Annotated in this window: 17 protein-coding genes and 1 tRNA gene; 11 read left to right on the top strand and 7 right to left on the bottom strand. The window is 41.3% G+C overall.

Going from position 1 to position 22,376, the window contains the following annotated elements:
* Positions 1 to 10: 10 nt before the first annotated feature.
* A complete protein-coding gene (gene pafA / locus EZJ28_RS12330; protein WP_131398286.1) occupies positions 11 to 1,639 on the top strand; it encodes an alkaline phosphatase PafA in 1,629 nt (542 codons plus the stop codon).
* Between the two features lie 27 nt (positions 1,640 to 1,666).
* On the opposite strand, the gene agaR is transcribed toward pafA, so the two are convergent.
* Positions 1,667 to 2,428, bottom strand: coding sequence for a transcriptional repressor AgaR (agaR, locus tag EZJ28_RS12325; protein WP_131398284.1), 762 nt, complete (start codon positions 2,426 to 2,428; stop codon positions 1,667 to 1,669).
* A 98-nt stretch (positions 2,429 to 2,526) separates the two neighbouring features.
* Positions 2,527 to 5,265, bottom strand: coding sequence for a pyruvate, phosphate dikinase (gene ppdK, locus EZJ28_RS12320; RefSeq protein WP_131398282.1), 2,739 nt, complete (start codon positions 5,263 to 5,265; stop codon positions 2,527 to 2,529).
* A 503-nt stretch (positions 5,266 to 5,768) separates the two neighbouring features.
* Between ppdK and EZJ28_RS12315 the strand changes: the two genes are divergently transcribed.
* Together EZJ28_RS12315 and EZJ28_RS12310 are read left to right on the top strand one after the other, a co-directional pair.
* Positions 5,769 to 8,114, top strand: a complete 2,346-nt coding sequence (locus tag EZJ28_RS12315) for a TonB-dependent receptor (RefSeq protein WP_131398280.1) — start codon at positions 5,769 to 5,771, stop codon at positions 8,112 to 8,114.
* 47 nt (positions 8,115 to 8,161) lie between these two features.
* The gene (locus tag EZJ28_RS12310) at positions 8,162 to 9,220 is read left to right on the top strand and encodes a PepSY domain-containing protein (protein WP_131398278.1); all 1,059 of its coding nucleotides are present in this window, start codon (positions 8,162 to 8,164) and stop codon (positions 9,218 to 9,220) included.
* Positions 9,221 to 9,279: 59 nt separating this feature from the next.
* Here EZJ28_RS12310 and EZJ28_RS12305 read toward each other — a convergent pair.
* A tRNA-Arg gene (locus EZJ28_RS12305) sits at positions 9,280 to 9,351 on the bottom strand.
* 120 nt (positions 9,352 to 9,471) lie between these two features.
* Here EZJ28_RS12305 and EZJ28_RS12300 point away from each other — a divergent pair.
* The 5 genes from EZJ28_RS12300 to EZJ28_RS12280 all read left to right on the top strand — a co-directional run bounded on the left by EZJ28_RS12300 (position 9,472) and on the right by EZJ28_RS12280 (position 13,168).
* On the top strand, positions 9,472 to 9,774 hold the full coding sequence (locus EZJ28_RS12300; protein WP_131398276.1) for a hypothetical protein: 303 nt from the start codon (positions 9,472 to 9,474) through the stop codon (positions 9,772 to 9,774).
* Positions 9,775 to 9,836: 62 nt separating this feature from the next.
* On the top strand, positions 9,837 to 10,526 hold the full coding sequence (locus EZJ28_RS12295) for a DUF2490 domain-containing protein (protein WP_242670116.1): 690 nt from the start codon (positions 9,837 to 9,839) through the stop codon (positions 10,524 to 10,526).
* A 52-nt stretch (positions 10,527 to 10,578) separates the two neighbouring features.
* Entirely contained in the window at positions 10,579 to 11,562 is a 984-nt protein-coding gene (locus EZJ28_RS12290; RefSeq protein WP_131398274.1) for a DUF1028 domain-containing protein, read from the top strand.
* A gap of 33 nt (positions 11,563 to 11,595) precedes the next feature.
* Positions 11,596 to 11,952, top strand: a complete 357-nt coding sequence (locus EZJ28_RS12285; protein ID WP_131398272.1) for a hypothetical protein — start codon at positions 11,596 to 11,598, stop codon at positions 11,950 to 11,952.
* Positions 11,953 to 12,019: 67 nt separating this feature from the next.
* Complete coding sequence (locus EZJ28_RS12280) at positions 12,020 to 13,168, top strand: DUF3095 family protein (RefSeq protein ID WP_131398270.1); 1,149 nt, start codon at positions 12,020 to 12,022, stop codon at positions 13,166 to 13,168.
* A 2-nt stretch (positions 13,169 to 13,170) separates the two neighbouring features.
* Here the strand turns inward: EZJ28_RS12280 and EZJ28_RS12275 are convergent, their stop codons facing one another.
* Together EZJ28_RS12275 and EZJ28_RS12270 are read right to left on the bottom strand one after the other, a co-directional pair.
* Positions 13,171 to 14,730, bottom strand: a complete 1,560-nt coding sequence (locus tag EZJ28_RS12275; protein WP_131398268.1) for a M20/M25/M40 family metallo-hydrolase — start codon at positions 14,728 to 14,730, stop codon at positions 13,171 to 13,173.
* Positions 14,731 to 14,838: 108 nt separating this feature from the next.
* Entirely contained in the window at positions 14,839 to 15,654 is an 816-nt protein-coding gene (locus EZJ28_RS12270) for a DUF5602 domain-containing protein (RefSeq protein WP_131398266.1), read from the bottom strand.
* A 184-nt stretch (positions 15,655 to 15,838) separates the two neighbouring features.
* Here EZJ28_RS12270 and EZJ28_RS12265 point away from each other — a divergent pair, with 184 nt between their 5' ends.
* Both EZJ28_RS12265 and EZJ28_RS12260 read left to right on the top strand, forming a co-directional pair.
* Positions 15,839 to 18,214: a S9 family peptidase gene (locus tag EZJ28_RS12265; protein WP_131398264.1), complete on the top strand. Its 2,376-nt coding sequence runs from the start codon at positions 15,839 to 15,841 to the stop codon at positions 18,212 to 18,214.
* Entirely contained in the window at positions 18,214 to 19,440 is a 1,227-nt protein-coding gene (locus EZJ28_RS12260; RefSeq protein ID WP_131398262.1) for a cysteine desulfurase-like protein, read from the top strand. Before EZJ28_RS12265 ends, EZJ28_RS12260 begins: the two co-directional genes overlap by 1 nt.
* A 3-nt stretch (positions 19,441 to 19,443) precedes the next feature.
* On the opposite strand, the gene EZJ28_RS12255 is transcribed toward EZJ28_RS12260, so the two are convergent.
* A complete protein-coding gene (locus EZJ28_RS12255) occupies positions 19,444 to 20,061 on the bottom strand; it encodes a hypothetical protein (RefSeq protein WP_131398260.1) in 618 nt (205 codons plus the stop codon).
* 217 nt (positions 20,062 to 20,278) lie between these two features.
* On the bottom strand, positions 20,279 to 21,421 hold the full coding sequence (locus EZJ28_RS12250; RefSeq protein WP_131398258.1) for a cystathionine gamma-synthase: 1,143 nt from the start codon (positions 21,419 to 21,421) through the stop codon (positions 20,279 to 20,281).
* Between the two features lie 141 nt (positions 21,422 to 21,562).
* Here EZJ28_RS12250 and EZJ28_RS12245 point away from each other — a divergent pair, with 141 nt between their 5' ends.
* Positions 21,563 to 22,351, top strand: a complete 789-nt coding sequence (locus tag EZJ28_RS12245; protein WP_242670115.1) for a DUF3298 and DUF4163 domain-containing protein — start codon at positions 21,563 to 21,565, stop codon at positions 22,349 to 22,351.
* Positions 22,352 to 22,376 lie beyond the last annotated feature (25 nt).

Genomic DNA, 22,376 nt, shown 5'->3' with positions numbered 1-22,376 from the left:
ACTTACTCCCATGAAAAGATTAGTAGTAATATTTTTCTTTCTTATTTCCATTTCCGGCCTTAGCCAGGAAAAAATCACTGATAAACCTAAACTTGTGATCGGTATCGTAGTAGATCAGATGCGTTACGATTATTTAACACGCTTCTGGGATCAGTTTGGCGAAGATGGTTTTAAGAAACTGGTAAATGAAGGTTTTGTATTTAAAAATAATCACTATAACTACATTCCTACCTACACCGGGCCTGGCCACGCATCCATATTCACTGGTACTACTCCTGCTTCGCACGGAATTATAGGTAATAATTGGTACAATAAATTTGAAGAGAAAGAGGTCTATTGTGTGAATGATGATTCGGTCAACCCCGTTGGAACCAAGGATAGTGCAGGTAAGATGTCGCCAGCACGCATGAAATCCACAACATTCGGAGATCAAAACAGGTTGCACAACCAGATGAGGAGCAAGACCATTGGAGTTGCCCTTAAAGACAGGGGTGCCATTCTTCCCGCCGGTCATACGGCCAATGCCGCTTACTGGTTTCATGGAGATGATGAAGCGAAGTGGATAAGCAGTTCCTTTTATATGGATGAACTCCCGGATTGGGTTGAGGATTTTAATAGATCCGGCAAAGCTAAATCCTACTTAAAAAACTGGAATAGTTTAAAGGAAATTTCTTCCTATTCTGAAAGCGGAAAAGATGATAATACATTTGAACGTGGGTTCATTGGAAAGGATCAGGCTACTTTCCCCTATGACCTTAAAAAGCTTGCTGATAAAAATGGTGATTATGACATCATCAAATCAACAGCTTTTGGTAACGATCTCACGGTGGACTTTGCTAAAGCCGCAATTAAAGGAGAAGATTTAGGAAAGGATGAATATACAGATATACTTACTCTTAGTTTTTCCAGCACCGATTATGTAGGACATAATTTTGGGGTCAACTCCAAGGAAGTTGAAGATACTTACCTACGCCTGGATAGAAATCTGGCAGAATTCATTTCATTTCTGGACGAAAATATTGGAAAAGACGAATATACCCTATTTTTAACAGCCGATCATGGGGGCATAAATGTGCCTGCGTATCTCAGCTCCAGAAAAATACCTGCAGGCTACTTTAATGTTATCAAGGCTGAGCAACACTTGAATGAATTTTTGAAAAATGAATTTAACACTGATGGTTTAGTAGAAAATATTTCTAACAATCAGATCTTTCTTGATTATGAATTAATCGCTGCCAAAGATCTGAAGTTTGAAGAGATACAAAAGGCGGTTGCCAGCCACATGCTTAACCAGAAAAATGTTGACCGCGTATTTACAAGAGCACAAATGGAAAATGGCTCATTTTCCAAAGGAATAGCAGGGCTTACTCAAAATGGATTCAACCAGAAGCGAAGCGGTGATGTTATTTTCCTTCTGGATCCCGCATATATTATATATCCCAGAAAAGGCTCCACGCATGGAAGTGGCTTCTCTTATGACACTCACACACCCTTGTTGTTTTACGGAAAAGGTATAAAAGCGGGAAGTACTTCACAGCGAACGGTAATTCCGGATATCGCCCCAACTATTTCAACATTATTAGGAATTTCATTCCCTAATGCAACCAGTGGAGAACCTTTAAATATGGCCTTTGAGTAAATAAGTATTATCGCGGAAAGCCTTTTGCTAAACAATGGTAACCTTGATGCCAAATTCTTCAAGGCCTTCCTTTGTGAAATTAGAAATTCCTCTATCGGTAATGATTTCATCGATCTGCTCGAAACCGCAAATCCTGCCAAAGCCTCTTTTCCCGAATTTACTGGAATCTGCCAGGACAATTGTCTTTTGAGAAACCTTTATCATTTCACGGTTAAGACGAGCTTCCCGCACATTAGCGGTGGTGAGGCCAAAATCCAAATCGATCCCATCCACCCCTAGAAATAGTTTACTACATGAAAAATCTGATAAATTGGTCTCAGCGAACAGGCCGGTTACCGAAGATGACCTTTTTCTTAAAACCCCGCCCAACTGAATTACTTCAATTTCGTTGTGCTGATTTAGTTCCAGGGCCACATTCAGCGCCGAGGTGATCACTGTTAAATTTTCCTGAGGTTTAATATTTTTTGCCAGAGCAAGTACACTTGTTCCGGAAGCTATAAGAATAGAATCATTGGCCGTAACAAGTTTGGCTGCTGCGGCCCCAATTTCCATCTTTTCAGGCAAATTAACTTTCTCCTTTTCATTTACATGCCTGTCCGTAGTATAAGGATTATTTAAGGTAGCTCCTCCATGAATTCTGTAGAGTATCCCTTTTTCTTCCAGTAATTTTAAATCTTTCCTTACAGTTACTGAAGACACCTCAAATTGGTCACATAAATCCTGAACTTTTACCTGTCCCTCGTTATTAATTTTCTCAATAATTTTTGTGTGTCTTTCAACTGTATTCATTTATTTAAAATCTAATTAATACCCCAAAATTAAACCATATGGCCTTATAATATAGTAATAAACCAAAAATCTGGAAAAAAATAGAACCGAAAAAATCTTTAAACAGTAGCTTCTTTATTTTTAATAGCCGCCTGTGCTGAAGCCACCCGGGCTATGGGAACCCTGAATGGGGAACAGCTCACATAATCCATTCCCACACGGTAACAGAATTCAATTGAAGAAGGTTCTCCTCCATGTTCACCGCAAATCCCAATCTTTAATTTTGGGTTGGTGCTTCTGCCTTTTTCTATTCCCGTTCTTATTAACTGCCCCACTCCTTCCTGGTCCAGGCTTTCAAACGGATCGTTGGACAAGATCCCTTTTTCATAATATACGGGCAGGAATTTGCCAACATCATCCCTTGAATATCCAAATACCATCTGGGTTAGATCGTTGGTTCCAAAGGAAAAGAATTCAGCATGTACAGCGATTTTATCGGCTGTTAGCGCAGCACGGGGAATTTCGATCATGGTCCCAACCAGAAATTCAACTCTGTCATTTCGTTCTGAAAATACTTTCCGGGCCGTGTTTCTTATCACCTGTTCCTGGAGGGTAAATTCTTTTAATGTTCCTACCAGGGGTACCATTATCTCAGGCTTCACTTCAACACCTTTTTCCTTTACATTTAGTGCGGCTTCAATAATGGCCCTGGTTTGCATTTCAGTGATCTCGGGATAGGTATTCCCCAACCGGCAACCACGGTGTCCAAGCATAGGGTTAAATTCCTTTAGTTCATCCACCTTATTTTTTACTGCTTTTACTGAAATGTGCATGTCTTTGGCTAGCTCTTTCTGGTGAGCGAGTTCATGAGGTACAAACTCATGCAGGGGTGGGTCAAGAAGACGGATGGTAACAGGGAATCCCTGCATGGCTTCAAAAATACCTTCAAAATCGCCCCTTTGCATTGGAAGCAACTCTCTTAGAGCTCTCCTCCTTCCATTTCTGGTATCGGCCAGGATCATTTCGCGCATAGCCCTGATCCTGTCCTGTCCAAAGAACATATGCTCTGTTCTGGTCAAACCAATACCGCGGGCTCCAAAATTTCGAGCTGCGATAGCATCGTTAGGAGTATCAGCATTAGTCCTTACCTTCATAGATGAAAAGGCATCAGATAGTTCAAGGATTTCTGCAAGGTCATCACTTAGTTCCGGCTCCACGGTAGCTACCTTACCCTCAATGATATTCCCGGTACTTCCATTTAATGAGATCCAGTCTCCCTCATGATATTCCTTATCTCCTACTTTCATCTCACGTTTCTTATAATCGATATTAAGAGCCCCTGCTCCCGAGACACAACATTTACCCATACCTCGTGCCACTACGGCGGCATGGGAGGTCATTCCTCCCCTGGCTGTTAGTATCCCGCGCGCTATATTCATACCCTCAAGATCTTCTGGAGAGGTCTCAATACGCACCAGAATCGAGTTTTTAAATTTATCGGCCTCATCGGCGAAAAAAACGATCTGACCTGTCGCAGCCCCCGGTGAAGCAGGTAGTCCCTGAGCAATGACATGAGCATTTTCCAAGGCCCTGGGATCAAAAACAGGATGGAGCAGCTCATCAAGCTTCATAGGTTCAATTCGCATGATAGCTTCTTTTTTATCTATCAGACCTTCTTTTAAGAGATCAACGGCGATCTTGATCATTGCAGTACCCGTACGTTTTCCATCGCGGGTTTGAAGGATCCACAGCCTTCCTTCCTGAATGGTAAACTCCATATCCTGCATATCCCGATAATGGGTTTCAATTTTTTTCTGGTATTCATTTAGTTCAGCATATAAATCAGGAAGGAGTTCTTCCAGAGAAGGATATTTTTCCCTTCGTTCCTTTTCATCTATCCTCGCAAGTTCCGCCCAACGCTTTGACCCCAGCTTAGTGATCTGCTGTGGTGTTCTAACACCAGCTACCACATCTTCACCCTGGGCATTCATCAAATATTCTCCGTTAAAAACATTTTCTCCACTACCGGCATCCCTTGTAAAGCATACTCCGGTAGCCGAATTATCACCCATATTGCCAAATACCATCGCCTGAACGTTAACAGCGGTGCCCCAATCTGAAGGATAACCATGCATCTTCCTGTAATAAAGTGCCCTGTTGCCATTCCAGCTATCAAAAACAGCCATCGTCGCATCCCATAATTGCTCCCACGGATCGGAAGGAATATTTTTGCCGGTCCTCTGTTTTACAATTTTCCTGAAAGCCACAACCAGTTCTTTGAGATCTTCAACAGAAAATTCGGTGTCCAGTTTTATTTTTCGGCGTTCCTTAAGATCATCCATAATCTCTTCAAAAATATCTGTATCCTCCTTGGTGTCCGGTTTCATTCCAAGTACTACGCTACCGTACATCTGAATGAACCGCCGGTAGGAATCCCAAACAAAACGTTCGTTATTGGTCTTTTTCACAAGACCTTCCACCACCTCATCGTTCAACCCTAGATTAAGAACGGTATCCATCATCCCGGGCATGGATTTCCTGGCACCTGATCGTACCGATAATAATAATGGGTTCTCACTGTCTCCATAAGTCTTTCCCATAATCTTTTCTACATATTTCACCCCTTCCTCAACATCGGGTCTCAACTTTTCTATTAAAGCTTCCTTTCCGATCTGGTGATATTCCGTACAAACCTCGGTGGTAATTGTAAAACCTGGGGGAACCGGAATTCCTATCCTGCTCATCTCTGCAAGATTAGCACCCTTACCTCCCAGCAGATTTTTCATTTCTTTACTTCCATCGGTAGTCCTGTTTCCAAAGCGGAAAATTCTGGACTTTTCTTTAACTGCTGTTTCCATGATAGTGATATTTGAATGAAAAAAGGGAAAAGTACCGGCTTGAGATGGGGGAGAAAACCGGCTTAGATTGAAGAGTTCCACCTAAGCTTTTAGCCTAAGAAAGTTACGAATTTTAACCCGCTTAATCGCTTCTATCTTTTAAATTTTAATGAAATATTATATAAAAAATAGCCTGGTGCAATTTTCAGAGAAGCTGGAAGAGAGAGACATTGACTACTTTGAGACAAATTCAGATACAGGCTTGTGCAATAAGTCCATAAAGCCACAGGTAATCATATGAGGAAATATTACTTTTTATCCGTTATAAGAAAGCTTCATTTCCAATTTTTCATTTTTGACTAAAATTCCCGAGTGGTACTGACTCCTGATAATCAGTAATTTATTTTTCCCGGAAAAGGATTAGACCAAAAATCCTATAAAAATAGGAGCTTTGGGATTGTTTTTTATTTAGAATGATTCTACATTTGCAGCCCTAATTAGAATTAATCTAAATAAATATTAAAATGAATAGATTTACCGGCTTCCTACTTTTACTGTTTACCGGCCTTTCAATGGCAGCACAGGAAGAAGCCACAATTTCTGGAGTCGTTACAGATGAAAAAAGCTTTCCTCTAGCTTCTGTAAATGTAAAAGTTGAAAATAGCAATCTAGGGACCATTACTGATCTGGATGGGGAATATTCCCTGCAGCTAAATTCCGGCACTTACAGCATCAGGTTCTCGGCAATAGGATATAAGACACAAACAAAATCAGTTACAGTGTCTCCCACACAAAAGATTGATCTATCTGTAACACTTCAGGAAGACCTGCAGTCACTGGGAGAGATAGTGATCACTTCCAACCGGCGAAGAGAGACCCTGGACGAAGTACCATCTTCAGTATCCGTATTAACTTCCTCACAAATAGAGGAACTGTCACAAACAAGCATTAATGTTGCAGATGTAATCACCGAAATCCCCGGAATAGCCCTGAGTACGAACAGAACCAGTAGTACCGGGCAAACTCTTAGGGGTAGAAATATGCTTGTACTGATAGACGGCATTCCCCAGTCCACTCCTCTAAGAAGTGGGGGAAGAGATATAAACACCATAGACCCTAATACCATTGAGCGCATTGAAGTGATAAAAGGAGCTACGGCTATATACGGAAATGGTGCAGATGGGGGGATCATTAATTATATAACCAAACAACCTGAGAAAGCAGAAAAATTACAAAGCACTACCGAGCTGGGAACCATGGGTTCACTTGTTAATATTGAACATACCATAGGGTCAAGAATTTCCCAGACTTTTTCCGGACAGCTGGATAAATTAGGTTATGTGATAAATGGAAATTTCCAGCAAACAGGACTTTTCAGGGATGCAAATGGCGAGGTTGTTTCTCCTACCTATGGTTTAGGTGAAACAAACCAATACAGCCTTTTCGGAAAACTTAACTACCAGTTTACACCTGACCAATCCCTTGAACTGATGTACAACTATTACAGCAGTAATCAGGACACTGAATATATAAACCAGGCCGGAGTATATGGCGAGAGGCCGGCCATTGGAGTTATTGGCGAAGTAATAGGAGTAGACCAGGGTAACAGGCATAATCACAATGCTCAGGTCACTTACGATTCCAATAACCTAATTGGTGGCACCGATCTTCGCGTAAATATGTATATGCAGGACTTCCAGACCGTCTATGGCTTTAGCCCGTATTTTTATAATGCTGAGGAAGGATATGATGGAGGACAGTCTACAATTGAATCGACCAAGCAGGGTTTAAGAATTAACCTGAAATCCCCTTACAGTCTTGGTGAACTGAATGGCGATCTTCTTTATGGGGTAGATATCCTGAATGATAAGACTTCCCAAAAACTTGTGGACGGAAGAATCTGGGCTCCTGAAATGGATATGACCAACTTCGCACCTTATGCCCAGCTCAAAACCCTATACAGGGAGTTTGTCCTCAAGGCAGGATTGAGATTTGAAAATATTAAAATTGGAGTGCCAGACTACCAGACAATCTACCTATTCCCATACGGAGGAGATACCTCCAGTGGCGGCACCAGTGTAAATGGTGGAGAGCTGAGTTATGATGCCACCACCTTCAACCTGGGACTACGCTATAATAAATGGGATATCTTTAAGCCGTTCGTAAGTTTTTCCCAGAGTTTTTCAATTGCCGATCTTGGTAGAACCCTGCGCACCGCCACTGAAAATACACTGAGCCAGATCTCGTCAGAGGCAGTTATTGCCAACAACTATGAGGCAGGTTTTAACAGCAGGATAGGAAATACTTATTTTAGCGGGGCTTATTTTATTAGCACTTCAGATCTTGGAGCTACCTACAGAGAAGTGAACGGCATTTTCCAGATAGCCCGTCAGCCTGAAAAGGTGTATGGTTTTGAATTTGCAGTTGATAGCCGTTTGAGTCAGAATTTCAAGCTGGGAAGCTCCATTTCCTATACTGAGGGGAAACTTGACTCCCAGGATAACGGAAATTATGATACTTACATGAACGGAGACCGCATACCTCCTCTTAAGGTTGTATCCTATTTGAGTTACCGCCCTCTGGATGACTGGAGCCTTCGACTTTCTCATATCTATAGTGGAAACAGAGATCATTTTGAACCGAACGCGGAAGGAGATTATACGTATGGCCAGGGACCTGTTAACAGCTTTAATCTGGTGAACCTTACCAGCAGTTATAAACTGAATAAAAACACATCTCTGGGACTGGGTATAGAAAATCTGCTTAATGAGGATTATTATAATCCTATCTCACAATGGGCTGCCAGGGATTCAGATTACATAAAAGCCAATGGAACCCGATTTAATCTATCATTAAAAGTTAAACTGTAATTAAAACAAGCCGTAGCCGAAAACGGCTACGGCTTTCTTTATTCTGAATGAACAATAGGAAACTTCTGAAATATCACTCCTGGTTTGGATTAATAGCAGGCTTGTTCTTTATCCTGATGGGAATTTCAGGCAGCATTCTGATATTCCACGATGAACTGGATAAAAAGATCTTTTCAGAATTTCAAAATGAAGCATTCACCGAAGAACCTAAGCTTGATATTTCAACTAAGCTGGTGCAAAAGAAATATCCGGGCTGGGATACCAGGATAAAGGAATGGGACAACGGCCAAATTATTTACGATGTACGGCACGGGCAAAAAAGAAGATATGTTTTCACCGATCCCGAAACCGGGATGATACTCAAAGATCTCAATGCGAATTCTCATTTTACCGCCTGGCTGCTTAAACTTCACTATTCCCTGCATTCCGGTATAACTGGCAGGATAAGCATTCTGGTTGCAGGCATTGTTTTTCTTCTCTCCTTAATAACCGGCACCATACTTTACCGGAAATCAATTTTTAAAACCCTCACTTTCCAGGTAAAAATCAGAGCTACAAATAAAAGAAACTTTTATTCCGGCCTTCACCGTTATGTAGGCTCCTGGGCCCTGATTTTTAATATGGTTATTGTACTTACAGGAATTATACTTGCCTATAGCGTGGCAAAAGCCGGATTGAATCCACGCAAGGAATATAATGGTCCATTAATAGATACTTCCATAGAGGCAGCCCTGAACGGCATAGAAAAAGAAATCCCGCAATTTCAACCTACCTATATACGTCTTCCTCTGGAAAAGGGAGCCGGAATAATTGTGTATGGTGATTTTAAAACTGATTTCTTTCTTTTCAGCGAATTCTATAACCAGGTCAAAATAGATGAGACTAAAGGAAATATCCTTAGTATTAACAGAATAGCCAGTGCAGACTTTCTTACCAGGCTGAACTCTGTCGTGATGCCACTCCACTATGCTGAATTTGGCGGCCTTCCGGTAAAGATTCTATATGCGCTGGTAGGTTTAACGGGGCCGTTTCTTTCTATAACCGGGTTTATTTTATGGTGGAGGAGGCCTAAAAGGAGTAAGAACTTTAGAAAAACAGCTATCTAAATCCCATAAAAAAAATGCCCTTTTTATCACTCTAAAAAAGGACATTTATATAATTTTCGTAGCCTCACCAGGAATCGAACCTGGATCTAAAGTTTAGGAAACTTCTATTCTATCCATTGAACTATGAGGCCAATTAGGCTCACAAAAATAAGAGGTTTCCGCAAATAATAAAAAGCCTTATTAAAAACTTAAATTTTTCCTTGAAGCATACAAATGCTAACTTGGTAAATAATTACGAAAAACAATTAACAATGAAGTTATTTTCATCCCTGGCAATAGGAGTAATTATTTTATTCAGCACGAGCTGCGGTTCGGGAAATACTAGTGAAGGTGAGCAATATTCCGGCACTATTGAACCCGCAGGAATCACCAGTTACCAGTACGGCACACACCGGCTTGAAACAACAGATAATTTCTACGCGCTCAAGAGCGATATTGTGGATCTTGGTCAATATGAAGGTCAAAAAGTTAGCATTACCGCAACCAAAATTGAAGGTTACCCTGTAGACGGTGGTCCGGTGTATCTGAATGTTACAAAAGTAAAATCCAACTAAACAGGCTTTATTGCTTGGCTTTTATTGGCTGCAAAATTATATTTGCCGCCAAAATCTATGTTTTGAAAAAGATTCTTCTTTTTAGCTTCCTATTGACCTTTACCTGTTTTAATGCCAATTCCCAGACTGAAGAAGCCCAGTTCGGAGCCTGGTATATGTATTTTTGGAATACCGATTTCAATGAATCAAAATTCGGACTGCAGGGAGACTTTCAGTACCGTGATCATGAGATTATTGGAGATTTTCAGCAATTCATTGCACGAGCCGGAGTGAGCTACAATCCTAATTCAAATCTTAAACTGGTTCTGGGTTATGGACACTTTACTTCTGGTACTTTGGGGGAAAGCACCGAAACAAGTGCTGAGAATCGGATTTTTCAGGATGTAAACCTCCCGCATAAAATAACAGAGAAAATCCTTGTAAACCACCGGTTGAGATTGGAAGAACGATGGATAGAAAACCAGGATTTTCGCACTCGTTACAGATATCTTATAGGCCTTACCATTCCTTTGAATAAACCTGTAATCACAAAGAATAGTCTTTATCTCTCACTTTCCAACGAGGTTTTTATCAATGGCCAGAAGAATATAGGTGACGATCGTATGGTGGAATATTTTGACAGGAACTGGCTATACGGTGCTCTTGGATATACCATTTTAGATAATCTTAAGTTGCAACTGGGGCTTATGAAACAATCCACAAACAATACCTCAAAAAACCAGCTACAGATCAGCCTGCATCATTCTTTCTAAATTTAAAATCATATTATCTATCTTTAAAAACTTAATCCAAAGCTCAGATAATATGATCAGATCATTACTTTGCTTATTCCTTTTAGGTTTTGCATCCCTTCAGGCTCAAAATATTGGAGTTGAAAAAGAGGCTTTTGCCCACACCTATTCCATAGTTGCCCGGGATACAGTTACGGGAGAAATGGCCGTAGGTGTCCAAAGCCACTGGTTCTCGGTTGGATCACTTGTACCATGGGGTAAGTCCGGTGTGGGAGTTGTCGCTACCCAATCCTTCGTGAATCCGGCTTACGGACCAAAGGGACTTGAATTAATGGCAAATGGAGTATCTGCTGAAGAAGCACTCAGCCAACTGGTAGAAGAAGATAAAGGCCGGGATTATCGTCAGGTTGCTTTCCTGGATGCTCATGGCAGCGTTTCAGCATTCACCGGCGGTAATTGTGTGCAAGCAGCCGAAGACCTCACCGGAAAGAACTTTTCGGTTCAGGCTAATATGATGCTGAATGAAGAGGTGGTTCCTGCAATGGCCGAAGCTTTTATGAGGTATTCAGACTATCCCCTTGCAGAAAGAGTGGTTGAAGTTCTTAAGGCTGCTGAAAAAGCCGGAGGTGATATTCGCGGAAAACAGTCGGCTGCACTTATAGTGGTGGGACCTGAGAAAACCACTAAAAGCTGGGAAGATAAAAAGATTGACCTGAGGGTAGACGATCATGAACAGCCTCTTAAGGAACTGGAAAGATTGCTGAAAGTAGCCCGGGCATATGAACATATGAATAAAGGAGACCTGGCCGTGGAAGCCGGAGATATGGAGAGAGCTTTAAAGGAATACGGAACCGCGGAAAGAATGTTCCCGGAAAATCTTGAGATGAAGTTCTGGAAGGCAGTTGCACTGGCGAACAGTGGCAGAATCGAAGAAGCACAACCCATCTTTAATATGGTTTTTGAAGAAGATGAAAACTGGAAAGAAATGCTAACCAGGCTTCCTAAATCGGGCATACTTACTATTTCTGAAGAACAGCTTCAGCGAATAATCGATTAATTTAAATATCTTTATATCAATAAATTGTATGTTATGAAAAGCATTAAAAAACTATCATTAATTGTATTATCGGCTTCGTTGGTATTCATCTATTCTTGCAAGGATGAGGAAAAATCAGAGCAGGCTGAAGAAACCACCACTACTGCTTCGGCAGAAGAGATGAAGGAAAATATGAGTAAAAGTTCTGAACTCAAATATAATCCCGCTCATGGAGAAGAAGGCCATCGTTGTGATCTTCCGGTAGGAGCTCCTTTAAACCAGGCCAGTGCCTCTAATACTCAGGACATGAATACCTCTCCTGTACGAATACAGAGTGCTACTCCCCAGCTTAATCCGCCGCATGGTGAACCCGGACACGATTGTTCCAAGCCTGTGGGTGCAGAATTGTAGAATTAAAGCTTGAGATAGAATCTTTCTCGGAACGAAATGTATTCCAGAACTCTCCGACCAATAGTTCATGATTAAAAACTCTGATTTCTATTCCAATTTAAAGATTCATAAATTACCAGTGGGCGACCTCGTTGCTAAGAAGTCGCTTTTCCATGAAGTACCTGAAAACTGGCATGTCCTTATATCAGATATTCGTGATTCTTCCAGTGCCATTCGAAGAGGGAAACACAATGAAGTTAATTGGGTGGCAACGGGAAGTGTGGTTGCGGTTCTAAATCTGGCATTCAAAAATAATATCCATATTCCCTTTTTCTTTGGAGGCGATGGCGCTACTCTTCTTATTCCTGAAGAGCTCCTTGATGAAGCTCTGGCCGTACTCCACAAACACCGCATCCAGACCCTTGACAACTTTGGTCTGGACCTGCGTATTGGTCATGTGCCGGTAAAGGAAATCTATGAACGAGGGCTTGAACTGAAAATTGCGCGTACTCAGATCACAGGACTTCTGAACATCCCTTTGATTTTGGGAAAAGGACTTCAATTCGCAGAACGGGAAGTCAAGAACAGGGATTACGATCATAATCCTAAATTAAATTCAGTAGAGCTGGATCTTTCCGGAATGGAATGTAAATGGGATAAGGTGGAGCCGCCGGAAATCGACCAGCAGGTACTAACCCTAATAATTGATGGTTGTCATAATGAAGACCCCAGCCAGATCTATTCAGAAGTCCTGAAAAAAATTGATGAGATCTATGGTCCTCATCCGGCCAGAACACCGATCACAGCCAGCAAACTTAAACTTAAGGCAGGGTTAAGCAGAATACGAACCGAAATAAAAGCGAAATATGGGAAATCCAACCTGGCTTTTATTCTTAAGAACTGGATAATAAGTATGTTTGGGGAGATCTACCTGCGCAATACCAAAGCGGGAAAGAACTATATGCAGAAACTTGTGGAACTCACCGATAACCTTAGCCTTGATGGTCGCATACATACGGTTATAACAGGCACTTCCCGTCAGCGAGAATCCTTACTGGAATATCTCGACGAACTGGAAAGTGCCTCAAAGATCAAATATGGATATAATGTTAGCCGGCAGAGCGTTATGTCCTGCTATGTCCGGAATATCCAAACCGATGATCATATCCACTTCGTAGATGGAGCAAACGGCGGTTACACCAGGGCCGCGAACAATCTCAAAGAAAAAAAATCCTAGATCTATTTCTCTTCCAGCATTCCTCTTCTTTCTGCATCTCTGGGTTCTGGCCAGGTCATCTGCTCCCCCGTCCTTCTGCTAATGGGAAGTTTAATTTTTTCTCTGGAAGTGGTTTCCGGATCTTCACTAGCCATATAAGCCAGAACAGCCGTAAGAATTACATTGTTTCTCACATCGTCAAAAACTATCTTATCATAAGTATCCCTATTTGTGTGCCAGGTATAGTTCCAGTAATCCCAGCTTAATGAACTCAGGTTAAAGGCGGGAGCACCTGCAGCTACGAAAGAGGCATAATCTGAACCTCCTCTTCCCGGTGTGCCAGGAAAATGGGTTTCAATATGAGTGGTGACCTCTTCAGGAACTTCATACAGCCATCTTCCCAGATAATCATAAGCATGTAAAAATCCATTCCCTGATATATTCACTACCCTTCCGGTTCCGTTATCCTGGTTAAATAGGGCCTGCACATTTTCAACAATATCCGGATGATCCTTTACAAAGGCCCTGGAACCATTCAAGCCCTGCTCTTCGCTTCCCCAGTGGCCTACCAGAATCGTTCTTTTAGGATTGGGGTAAATTCTTTTAAGTATTCTCATTGCTTCCATCATCACAATGGTTCCCGTTCCATTGTCGGTAGCTCCCGTAGCTCCATCCCAGCTGTCAAAATGAGCAGAAAGGATCACATATTCTTCGGGCTTTTCTGTTCCCTTTATTTCAGCAATTGTATTGAATGTTGGAACCTCGCCTCTTTCTGTTGATTCTGCAACTACTTTAATCTCCGGCTTATTTCCATATTCAGCCAGACGATACAGCAAACCGTAGTCTTCCAGGGAAATATCTATGGACGGTATCTCTTCTGTATAAGAAGCGAATATTTTGTTCACGCCAAACCCGCGTGACCACCTCGAAGATATTATCCCCTCTGCTCCGGCATCTTCCAGTGCTTTGGGAAGCTCTCTGTAATTAAGGCCCGTCCTTTCAATTCTCTCGTCCCATAACTTATCCAACGAATCACGTTCTTTCTTCATTTTTTCAAAAGATTCGGGAGTAGCCCATTCTTCCCAGTTATCGTCTGGTCTGCCCGTTGGCTGTGGCATGGATATCATTACAAACTTACCCTTGACAGATTTTATCTTGTTCATAAAGTCAACTGAATCTTTAGCTTCAGGCAAAATCACGACTTCTGCAGTCACTCCTTTTTTTCCCGTAGACGGACTCCAGGCTAACTGTCTGGCCTCCAAACTCTGGATTCTTGGAGAGATAAGGTCCACATGTGTAATCCCTCTTTTCCAGCCTTTCCATTTACCCCACTCTTCCTTCCTGGCAGGAATTCCCCAGCCCTCATATTTCTGGATCGCCCAGTTGTGAGCATTCTCCATCTGTGGTGTACCAACCAGTCTTGGGCCCACCACATCCAGAAGCTCATGCGCCAGTATTTCCAGCTGTGAATTCTCTTCTGCTTCATTTACGATTTTTTCAATTATCTCCTGTTGAGCCATTACAGGACTCACGTAAATAGCAACAAACAGCATTAATGCTGCGGTTAATGATTTTTTGATCATGAATTAAGTTTTAAGAAAGCCCTAAGATAACTTTTTTGATCGGAGTAACTATTACCAAAAAAGTCATCCGGGTGGGATGACTTTTGAAAAATTTATAATTGCATTTTTTTATAAGCCTCCGGCCCAGAAAAGATCTGTAAGCATAACCCTGTATTGCTTTTTAACCGAATCATATTTGATCTCGTAGGAGTTTGCGTAATAGGCTGGTTCTTCATAAGCTCCTAATGGAATGATCTCATAAGAATCCTCAAAATTTTTGGCCTTCAGATATTCCATAGTAATCATTGGTTCGTAAAAAGTAAATTCTGAATCGTAGGAGCCATAAATAAATGTTTGATCAAAGGTTGAAGAAAATGAAGATTCATGCAGCCAGTGCCTTCCCATCTCCGGAACGGTTACCACATCGGGACCATATCCTTCCGGCCATATACTCGCATCAGGAAGATCATCCATACCAATAGCTAATGGAATACTTAGCTTTTCCTCTTCAGAAATCCAGTAAAAATGTATATCAAAATGTTCCACAGCGAATCCAGGCCCTTCATGACCATGGGGATTGTATCCAAAATCAACATGATCCACAATCAAACTTTCTGCCTTAGGGTGAAATTGCAAGGTCAAATTAAGTTCTTCATCAGGAAGGTTTTCAAGAGCTTTTTCAGAAAAAACTACTCCTAGAGCAACAGGCTCCCCGTCATGATTAATGGAAAGCACACTTCTAACAATTCCATTTCCCATGGGCTGTGTGGGTCCGTAAAAATCATTGATTTTTTCTGACGGATCACTTTGATTTGCCTTAAGATCGGATTGGATAATTTCTTCTCCCGGGACCAGACCGTCTTCAGGTTGGCATGCATTAAACGCGAAAAGAAATAAAGAGCAAAGAACGATTTGGAGCGACAACTGAAAATTGAATTTTTTCATAATGACGCTAGTTTTAAAATAAGCTTAAAAGTACAAATTAAACTATTATACCCTGATTTTCAGGTGTTAATAATTTTACCTATCATGCTTTTAAACAAATAATTAAGAGTCAAAATTTACCTATCTTGTCGCATGCCGCATAACTACTGATATTTAATATGAATTTTTCAATTTTTAAGCCTATATGAATCTTAATACTTCTTTATGCTTATCTATCATTTTAAGCATACTCCCCCTTACAGCAATTTCTCAAACTTCAGAACTAAGCGTTGAAAAAATAATGCAGAATCCCGACTGGATGGGTAACTTTCCCTCTTCGGTGCACTGGGGAATACACAGTGAGAATATTTACTTCGATTACAATCCAGAAAACAACCCTGCCGATTCACTTTACAGGATTAACATCAACAACCCTGAAAAAATCATGAAGGTTACGGCTTCCCAGGAAAGAGAGCTTGTTCCTCGTAATGGCGATTTCAATGATAACAGGTCTAAAAAGGTCTATATAAAGAATGGAGATCTATTTATTTATGAGATGCGGTCCAAAGAAAAACGTGAATTACTGGATCTCCCTTTCTCTATTGAAGACCCTGTATTTCTTATGAATGAAGACCATATAGCATTTGAGGCCGAAGACAACGCCTTTCTATATGACCTGGAAAACGGGAGACTTAAGCAACTTACCAATATAAAATCGGGTTCTAAACCTGATACCAAAGATAAAAAGCTTTCCAGCAAAGATGATTGGATCCAACAGGAAAACCTGGAATTGTTGGATGTGGTGAATCAGCGGAAAGAAGAAAGGGAAAGTTCTAAGGAATATAGGGAGTCCGTAAATACCAGTGATAATTTCATATTCTATCTCAACGAACAGAACCTCAGCAACCTGGTAATTTCTCCGGATGCCAAATATGCTGCTTTCAGCCTTATTACAAGGGAACGCGGCAAGCGTACAGATGTACCCAATTATGTTGACGAAAGTGGGTATACTGTAAACCTTCCTGCCAGAAGTAAGGTGGGGGACATGGATTATACCGCTGAACTTGCTCTTTACGACCTTGAAAAGGATACTGTATTTATAATAGACACCTCAAAACTTCCTGGTATTACCGACCTACCCGATTATACAAAAGACTATCCCGATAAAGACTGGGAAACTGAACCACGGGAGGTGATCCCTTCAAAAGTTCATTTTTCTCCAAACGGACAAAAGGCAGTGGTCAATCTGCGCTCTACAGATAATAAGGATCGCTGGATTGCCTTTCTGGACCTTCAAAATGGAAGTCTTGAGTCCATAGAAAGGCAGCGTGATGAAGCCTGGCTGGCCGGCCCCGGAATTGGTTATACCTATTATGGGAATGAGACACTAGGCTGGCTTCCCGATAACAAACATATTTACTTCCAAAGCGAAGAATCTGGCTATTCCCACCTAAATATCCTGAATGTGGAAACAGGTGATAAAAAAGATCTGACTCCCGGCGAGTATGAAGTTTTTGATCCGTTCATTTCGAATGACAAAAAGCACTGGTATTTTACCTCTTCAAAAGTTCATCCTGGAGAAAGACATTTCTATAAGATGCCGTTGATGGGTGGGGAAATGACACAGCTCACCAACATGACAGGTAATAATGAAGTGCAGCTATCACCTGACGAAAAATATATGGCTATTACCTATTCTTATATGAACAGTCCGGAGGAGTTATACTTTAAAAGGACCAGGGCGAAGGCCAAACCTCAACAGTTAACAGAGGGACAGTCTGAAGCTTTCACATCTTATGACTGGCGAGAACCGAAACTTATCAGATTTGAATCAAGGGACGGAGCAATGGTTCCTGCCCGCTTATACCTTCCTGAAGCAGAACGAAAGAACGATGCAGCCGTGGTCTTTGTTCACGGCGCAGGATATCTTCAAAACGCCCATAAATGGTGGTCCAGTTACTTCAGGGAATATATGTTCCATAATCTGCTTACCGATCTTGGATATACCGTGATCGATATAGACTACCGAGGCAGTGCTGGTTACGGGCGGGACTGGCGAACAGGCATCTACAGGCATATGGGAGGAAAAGACCTTACTGACCAGGTTGACGGAGTAAAATACCTGATAGAAAATTATGATATAGATCCTGAAAAGGTTGGAATATACGGGGGAAGCTATGGAGGCTTTATAACACTTATGGCGATGTTCACAGAAGCGGAAACATTTGAAGCAGGCGCAGCTTTAAGGTCGGTGACAGACTGGGCTCATTATAATCATGGATATACTTCCAATATTCTCAACGAGCCTTCGAAGGATCCAATAGCTTACAGGAGGTCTTCCCCAATTTATTTTGCCGAAGGTCTGGAAGGAGATCTACTGATCGCTCACGGAATGGTGGATATTAATGTTCATTTTCAGGATGTAGTGAGACTTGCTCAGCGACTTATAGAACTTGGAAAGGAAGACTGGGAAATGGCGGTTTATCCGGTAGAAGATCACGGATTTGTTGAGCCAAGCAGCTGGACCGACGAATATCGCAGGATACTTGAATTATTTAATGAAAGTTTATTGGGGCAATAATGGATATAGAATTTGTAAGGGAACAGTTTCCCGCTCTTAAGAGAGACTTCATTTTCATGGATAATGCCGGCGGCTCTCAGGTTCTGGGAAAGGTAATAGAAAGAATAAGCGGCTACCTGGTACATCATAACGTGCAACTGGGTGCCTCATACAAGGTGTCTGTAGAGGCGGGTGAAAAGCTTAAATATGCTACTTCTAAAATCTCTCAACTTCTCAATGCCAGCAGGCCGGAAGAAGTAGTAATAGGCTCTTCCACCACCCTGTTGTTAAGGATCCTGAGTCTGAGCATTAGTAAGCAATGGACGAAAGGTGATGAAGTTATAGTTACCGATACAGACCATGAGGCCAACGTATCTCCCTGGATGGATCTGAAGAAAAAAGGCATCGAGGTAAAAGTCTGGAAAGTAAATCCGGAAACGCTTGAACTGGAATTAGATGACCTGAGAAAACTGTTGAATAATCGTACGAAGCTGGTAGCAGTAAGCCATGCTTCCAACGTATTGGGAACTATTAATCCTATTAAAAAAATAGCAGAGGAAGTTCATAATGCAGGTGCGCTGATTTGTGTAGACGGTGTGGCCTATGCCCCTCATCGCAAAGTGGATGTAAAGGAGCTGGATGCTGACTTTTACACTTTCAGCTGGTATAAGACCTATGGTCCCCATCTGGCAGTGATGTACGGAAAATATGACCTGTTATTAAAACTGGATAGCCTGAATCATTATTTCATCGGAAAAGAGGAAGTTCCTTATAAATTACAACCCGGAAATTTCAATTTTGAGCTTACCTATAGCACGCTGGGGATCATAGAATACTATAACGAAATTTACAGACGTCATTTTAACCCGAAGAAGGATGAAGATTTTCAGACCAGGCTTACAAAGACATTTGGTCTAATTGCATCTCATGAGGAAAAACTGGCTTCCATCCTGTTAGACTATCTGAATGAAATTCCTGAAATAAGGATAATAGGAATCCCGGAAGCGGCAGCTGGAAGACGAGTCCCCACAATTTCATTCGTACATTCCAATCTGAAAAGTGACGAGATCGTAGAAAGAGTTGACGGTCATAGAATAGGGATCAGATTCGGTGATTTTTACGCAAAAAAATTAATTCAGGCACTAAACCTGGAAGAAAAGAATGGTGTGGTAAGGGTAAGTCTGGTTCATTATAATACTCAGAAGGAGGTAAGAAAACTTATCAGTATCTTCAAAGGAATTTTTTAGAAACTAACGGTAACCTCCAAAAACACGATTTACAGGAACTTTCATACCAAAGAAAAGGGCATTTCGGCGAACCTGATCCATAACTACCTCCATCACTTCTGCGTAGATACCTAATTCAAAGGTCACCTGATTCCTTATTCTATAAGAAGCAGATAGTTTCACCGGGATGGTAATCACCCTGATATCTTCTTCTTTCACTGCAGATCCATATTCCGGAGCTTCCTGAATAAAAGAAACCCCCATCCCTGCTCCAAAATACAGATTTCTCACCCGCCTGAAAGGATCATAATTTACATAGGGCAAAAAAGTAAGTGAATTATAGTGATTATCCTCTTCCAATGCTGAAGAGGAGCTACGGTCATAGAAAAGTTCTGCCCCAATTCCTATTTTGGGCTTCAGATAATAGATTCCGTAAATCCCTAATCCGTAGTTAGGTTCAAAACCGGAATTTGAGAAACCACCAGCCTCAGACTCCTCAAACACATTATTTGCCACATAAAGGGAAGTATGATGATAGTTGAACATAGGTCCAACTTCAAATTCTCTTATTTCTCTCCATTGCTGACTATACGCCAGGGTAGAGAATAAGAAAAAAAGGCAGTAAAATAGCTGCTTGCCCATATCTTAAAATTTGATTCGGAAATATTAAATATCACCGGTTTTGAATTTACACAATAAGCCTGAACCTGTCAAGATAATCATCTCAATAGATAAATAGCCCCTCCTGCACCTTTTAAGCTTTCTCGTTACACCATCTGGTTTCAGAGAAATTTAAATAGGCCTAGGCTATATTATAGCCTGCTAAACCCAGGCTATAATATCACTTAAATTACCTAAATTAACCAATGGCCTGTTTAAGATCAGCCAGGAGGTCTTCTTCGTCTTCAACACCTACACTAAGTCTTATCAGAGAATCTGTAACACCTGTCTTTGCCCGCTCCTCAGCCGGGATAGAAGCGTGGGTCATGGTAGCCGGATGTCCTGCGAGAGACTCCACACCCCCCAGAGATTCAGCAAGGGTAAATACCTTAAGTTTCTCCACAATCTGTGTGGCACTCTGAAGTGTATTTTCCTTTGTGGTAAAAGAGATCATTCCCCCAAAACCTTTCATTTGTTTTTTAGCAATATCATGGTTGGGGTGATCTTCGAATCCTGGCCAGTAAACCTTATCCACCTTTGGGTGAGATCTGAGGAATTTTGCAACTGCTTCTCCATTCTCACAATGGCGCTGCATCCTCAAATGCAGGGTCTTTATTCCTCGTAGCACAAGAAAACTATCCTGAGGCCCACAAACTGCACCACTGGCATTCTGAATAAAATAAAGTTTTTCAGCCAGTTTTTCATCTTTTACAACCAGGCCTCCCATCACCACATCACTGTGTCCTCCAAGATATTTGGTTGCGCTGTGCATAACTATATCAGCTCCCAGGTCCAGAGGCTGTTGAAGATATGGCGTCGCAAAAGTATTATCCACAGCCAGTAACAGGTCATGCTTTTTAGCGATCTTCGAAACCGCATCAATATCGATAATATTCATCATCGGGTTAGTTGGCGTTTCCACCCAGATGAGTTTTGTTTTAGAATTGATATGGTCCTCGATCTTATCAGCATCCTGCATTCCAATAAAGTGAAATTTGATGCCGAGACCTTCAAAAATACTCGTGAAGAGGCGATAAGAACCTCCATAAAGATCGTTTGTTGAAATGATCTCGTCGCCGGGTTTGAATAATTTGACCACAGCATCTATCGCGGCCAGGCCAGAACCGAATGCCAGCCCGTAGTTCCCATTTTCAATGCTGGCAAGTGATTTTTCCAACATGGCCCGTGTAGGGTTTCCGCTCCGGGAATATTCAAATCCCTTATGACCTCCCGGTGTGCTTTGTGAATAAGTACTGGTCTGGTAAATGGGAGGCATAACTGAACCGTATGCCGGATCTGCATTTTTCTGTCCTCCGTGTATAGTTTTGGTGTTAAATTTCATTGTTTAAAGAATTACAAGCTGAAAACTAAGCTTATTAATGGAATTATATCCTGTAAAAAATTGAAAAACAAATGTAGTGAGCCTGTTGGGCATTCACAAAATTGCCTTTACCTTTATCATGTTATTTAACACCCATTCGCTGTGAATAGAATCCTTATCGCCTTCAGTATCATTTTACTGCTCACTTCCTGTGCAGATGAACCTAAAGACACTCAAAAAGAATCTGACGAATCCCTTGTCTTTTCTTCTAAAACCATAGAAAAAAGTCTTGATAACTGTAGTCCGGAAGAAGGAGAATGCACATTTATAAGTCTTACTTACCCGGTGGCAAAAAATGGAGAAGAAGCTGATAACATCAATAAGAGAATAGTAGAATTTCTTCGTAATACTATCGATTACCAGGAAGAAGGAGGTAAAAAGAGTCCCAAAGAGCTAGCCGAAGATTTTATCGGGAATTACAAAGAAACAGCCCGGGAATTTCCTGAATATGAACTGCCCTGGGAAGCTACAGTAAATGGAAAGCTTGTCTACGATACACCGAAAATAATATGCCTGCAGTTCAATACCGATATGTTCACCGGGGGAGCTCACGGCTATACCAGCACAGATTATCTTAATTTTGATCCTGAAAGCGGAAAAACACTCACAGCCGATGATCTTTTTACTGAGAAGTTCGTCAACTTTGTAGAAAAGGATTTCCGAAAAAAACAGAATATTCCTGAAGACGCTAACATCAACAGTACTGGAATGTTGTTTGAAAATGACAGGTTTCATCTTCCAAAAAACATTGGGATAACCAAAAATAAGGTGATACTTCACTACAATGCTTATGAGATAGCTCCTTATGCCGAAGGAAGTTTTACACTTACATATCCCAGAGAAGAAATAGAAGAATTCTTAAAGCTTCCCGGCGAGAATGACCAGCCTTAAAATGTGAAGCTTTTTTAAAAAAGAA

It is taken from the genome of Gramella sp. KN1008 (assembly GCF_004332155.1).
In the GTDB taxonomy this organism is placed as follows: Bacteria; Bacteroidota; Bacteroidia; order Flavobacteriales; family Flavobacteriaceae; genus Christiangramia.
The sequence above is the reverse complement of the archived record's forward strand: the minus strand, read 5'-3'. Positions and strand labels throughout refer to the sequence as shown.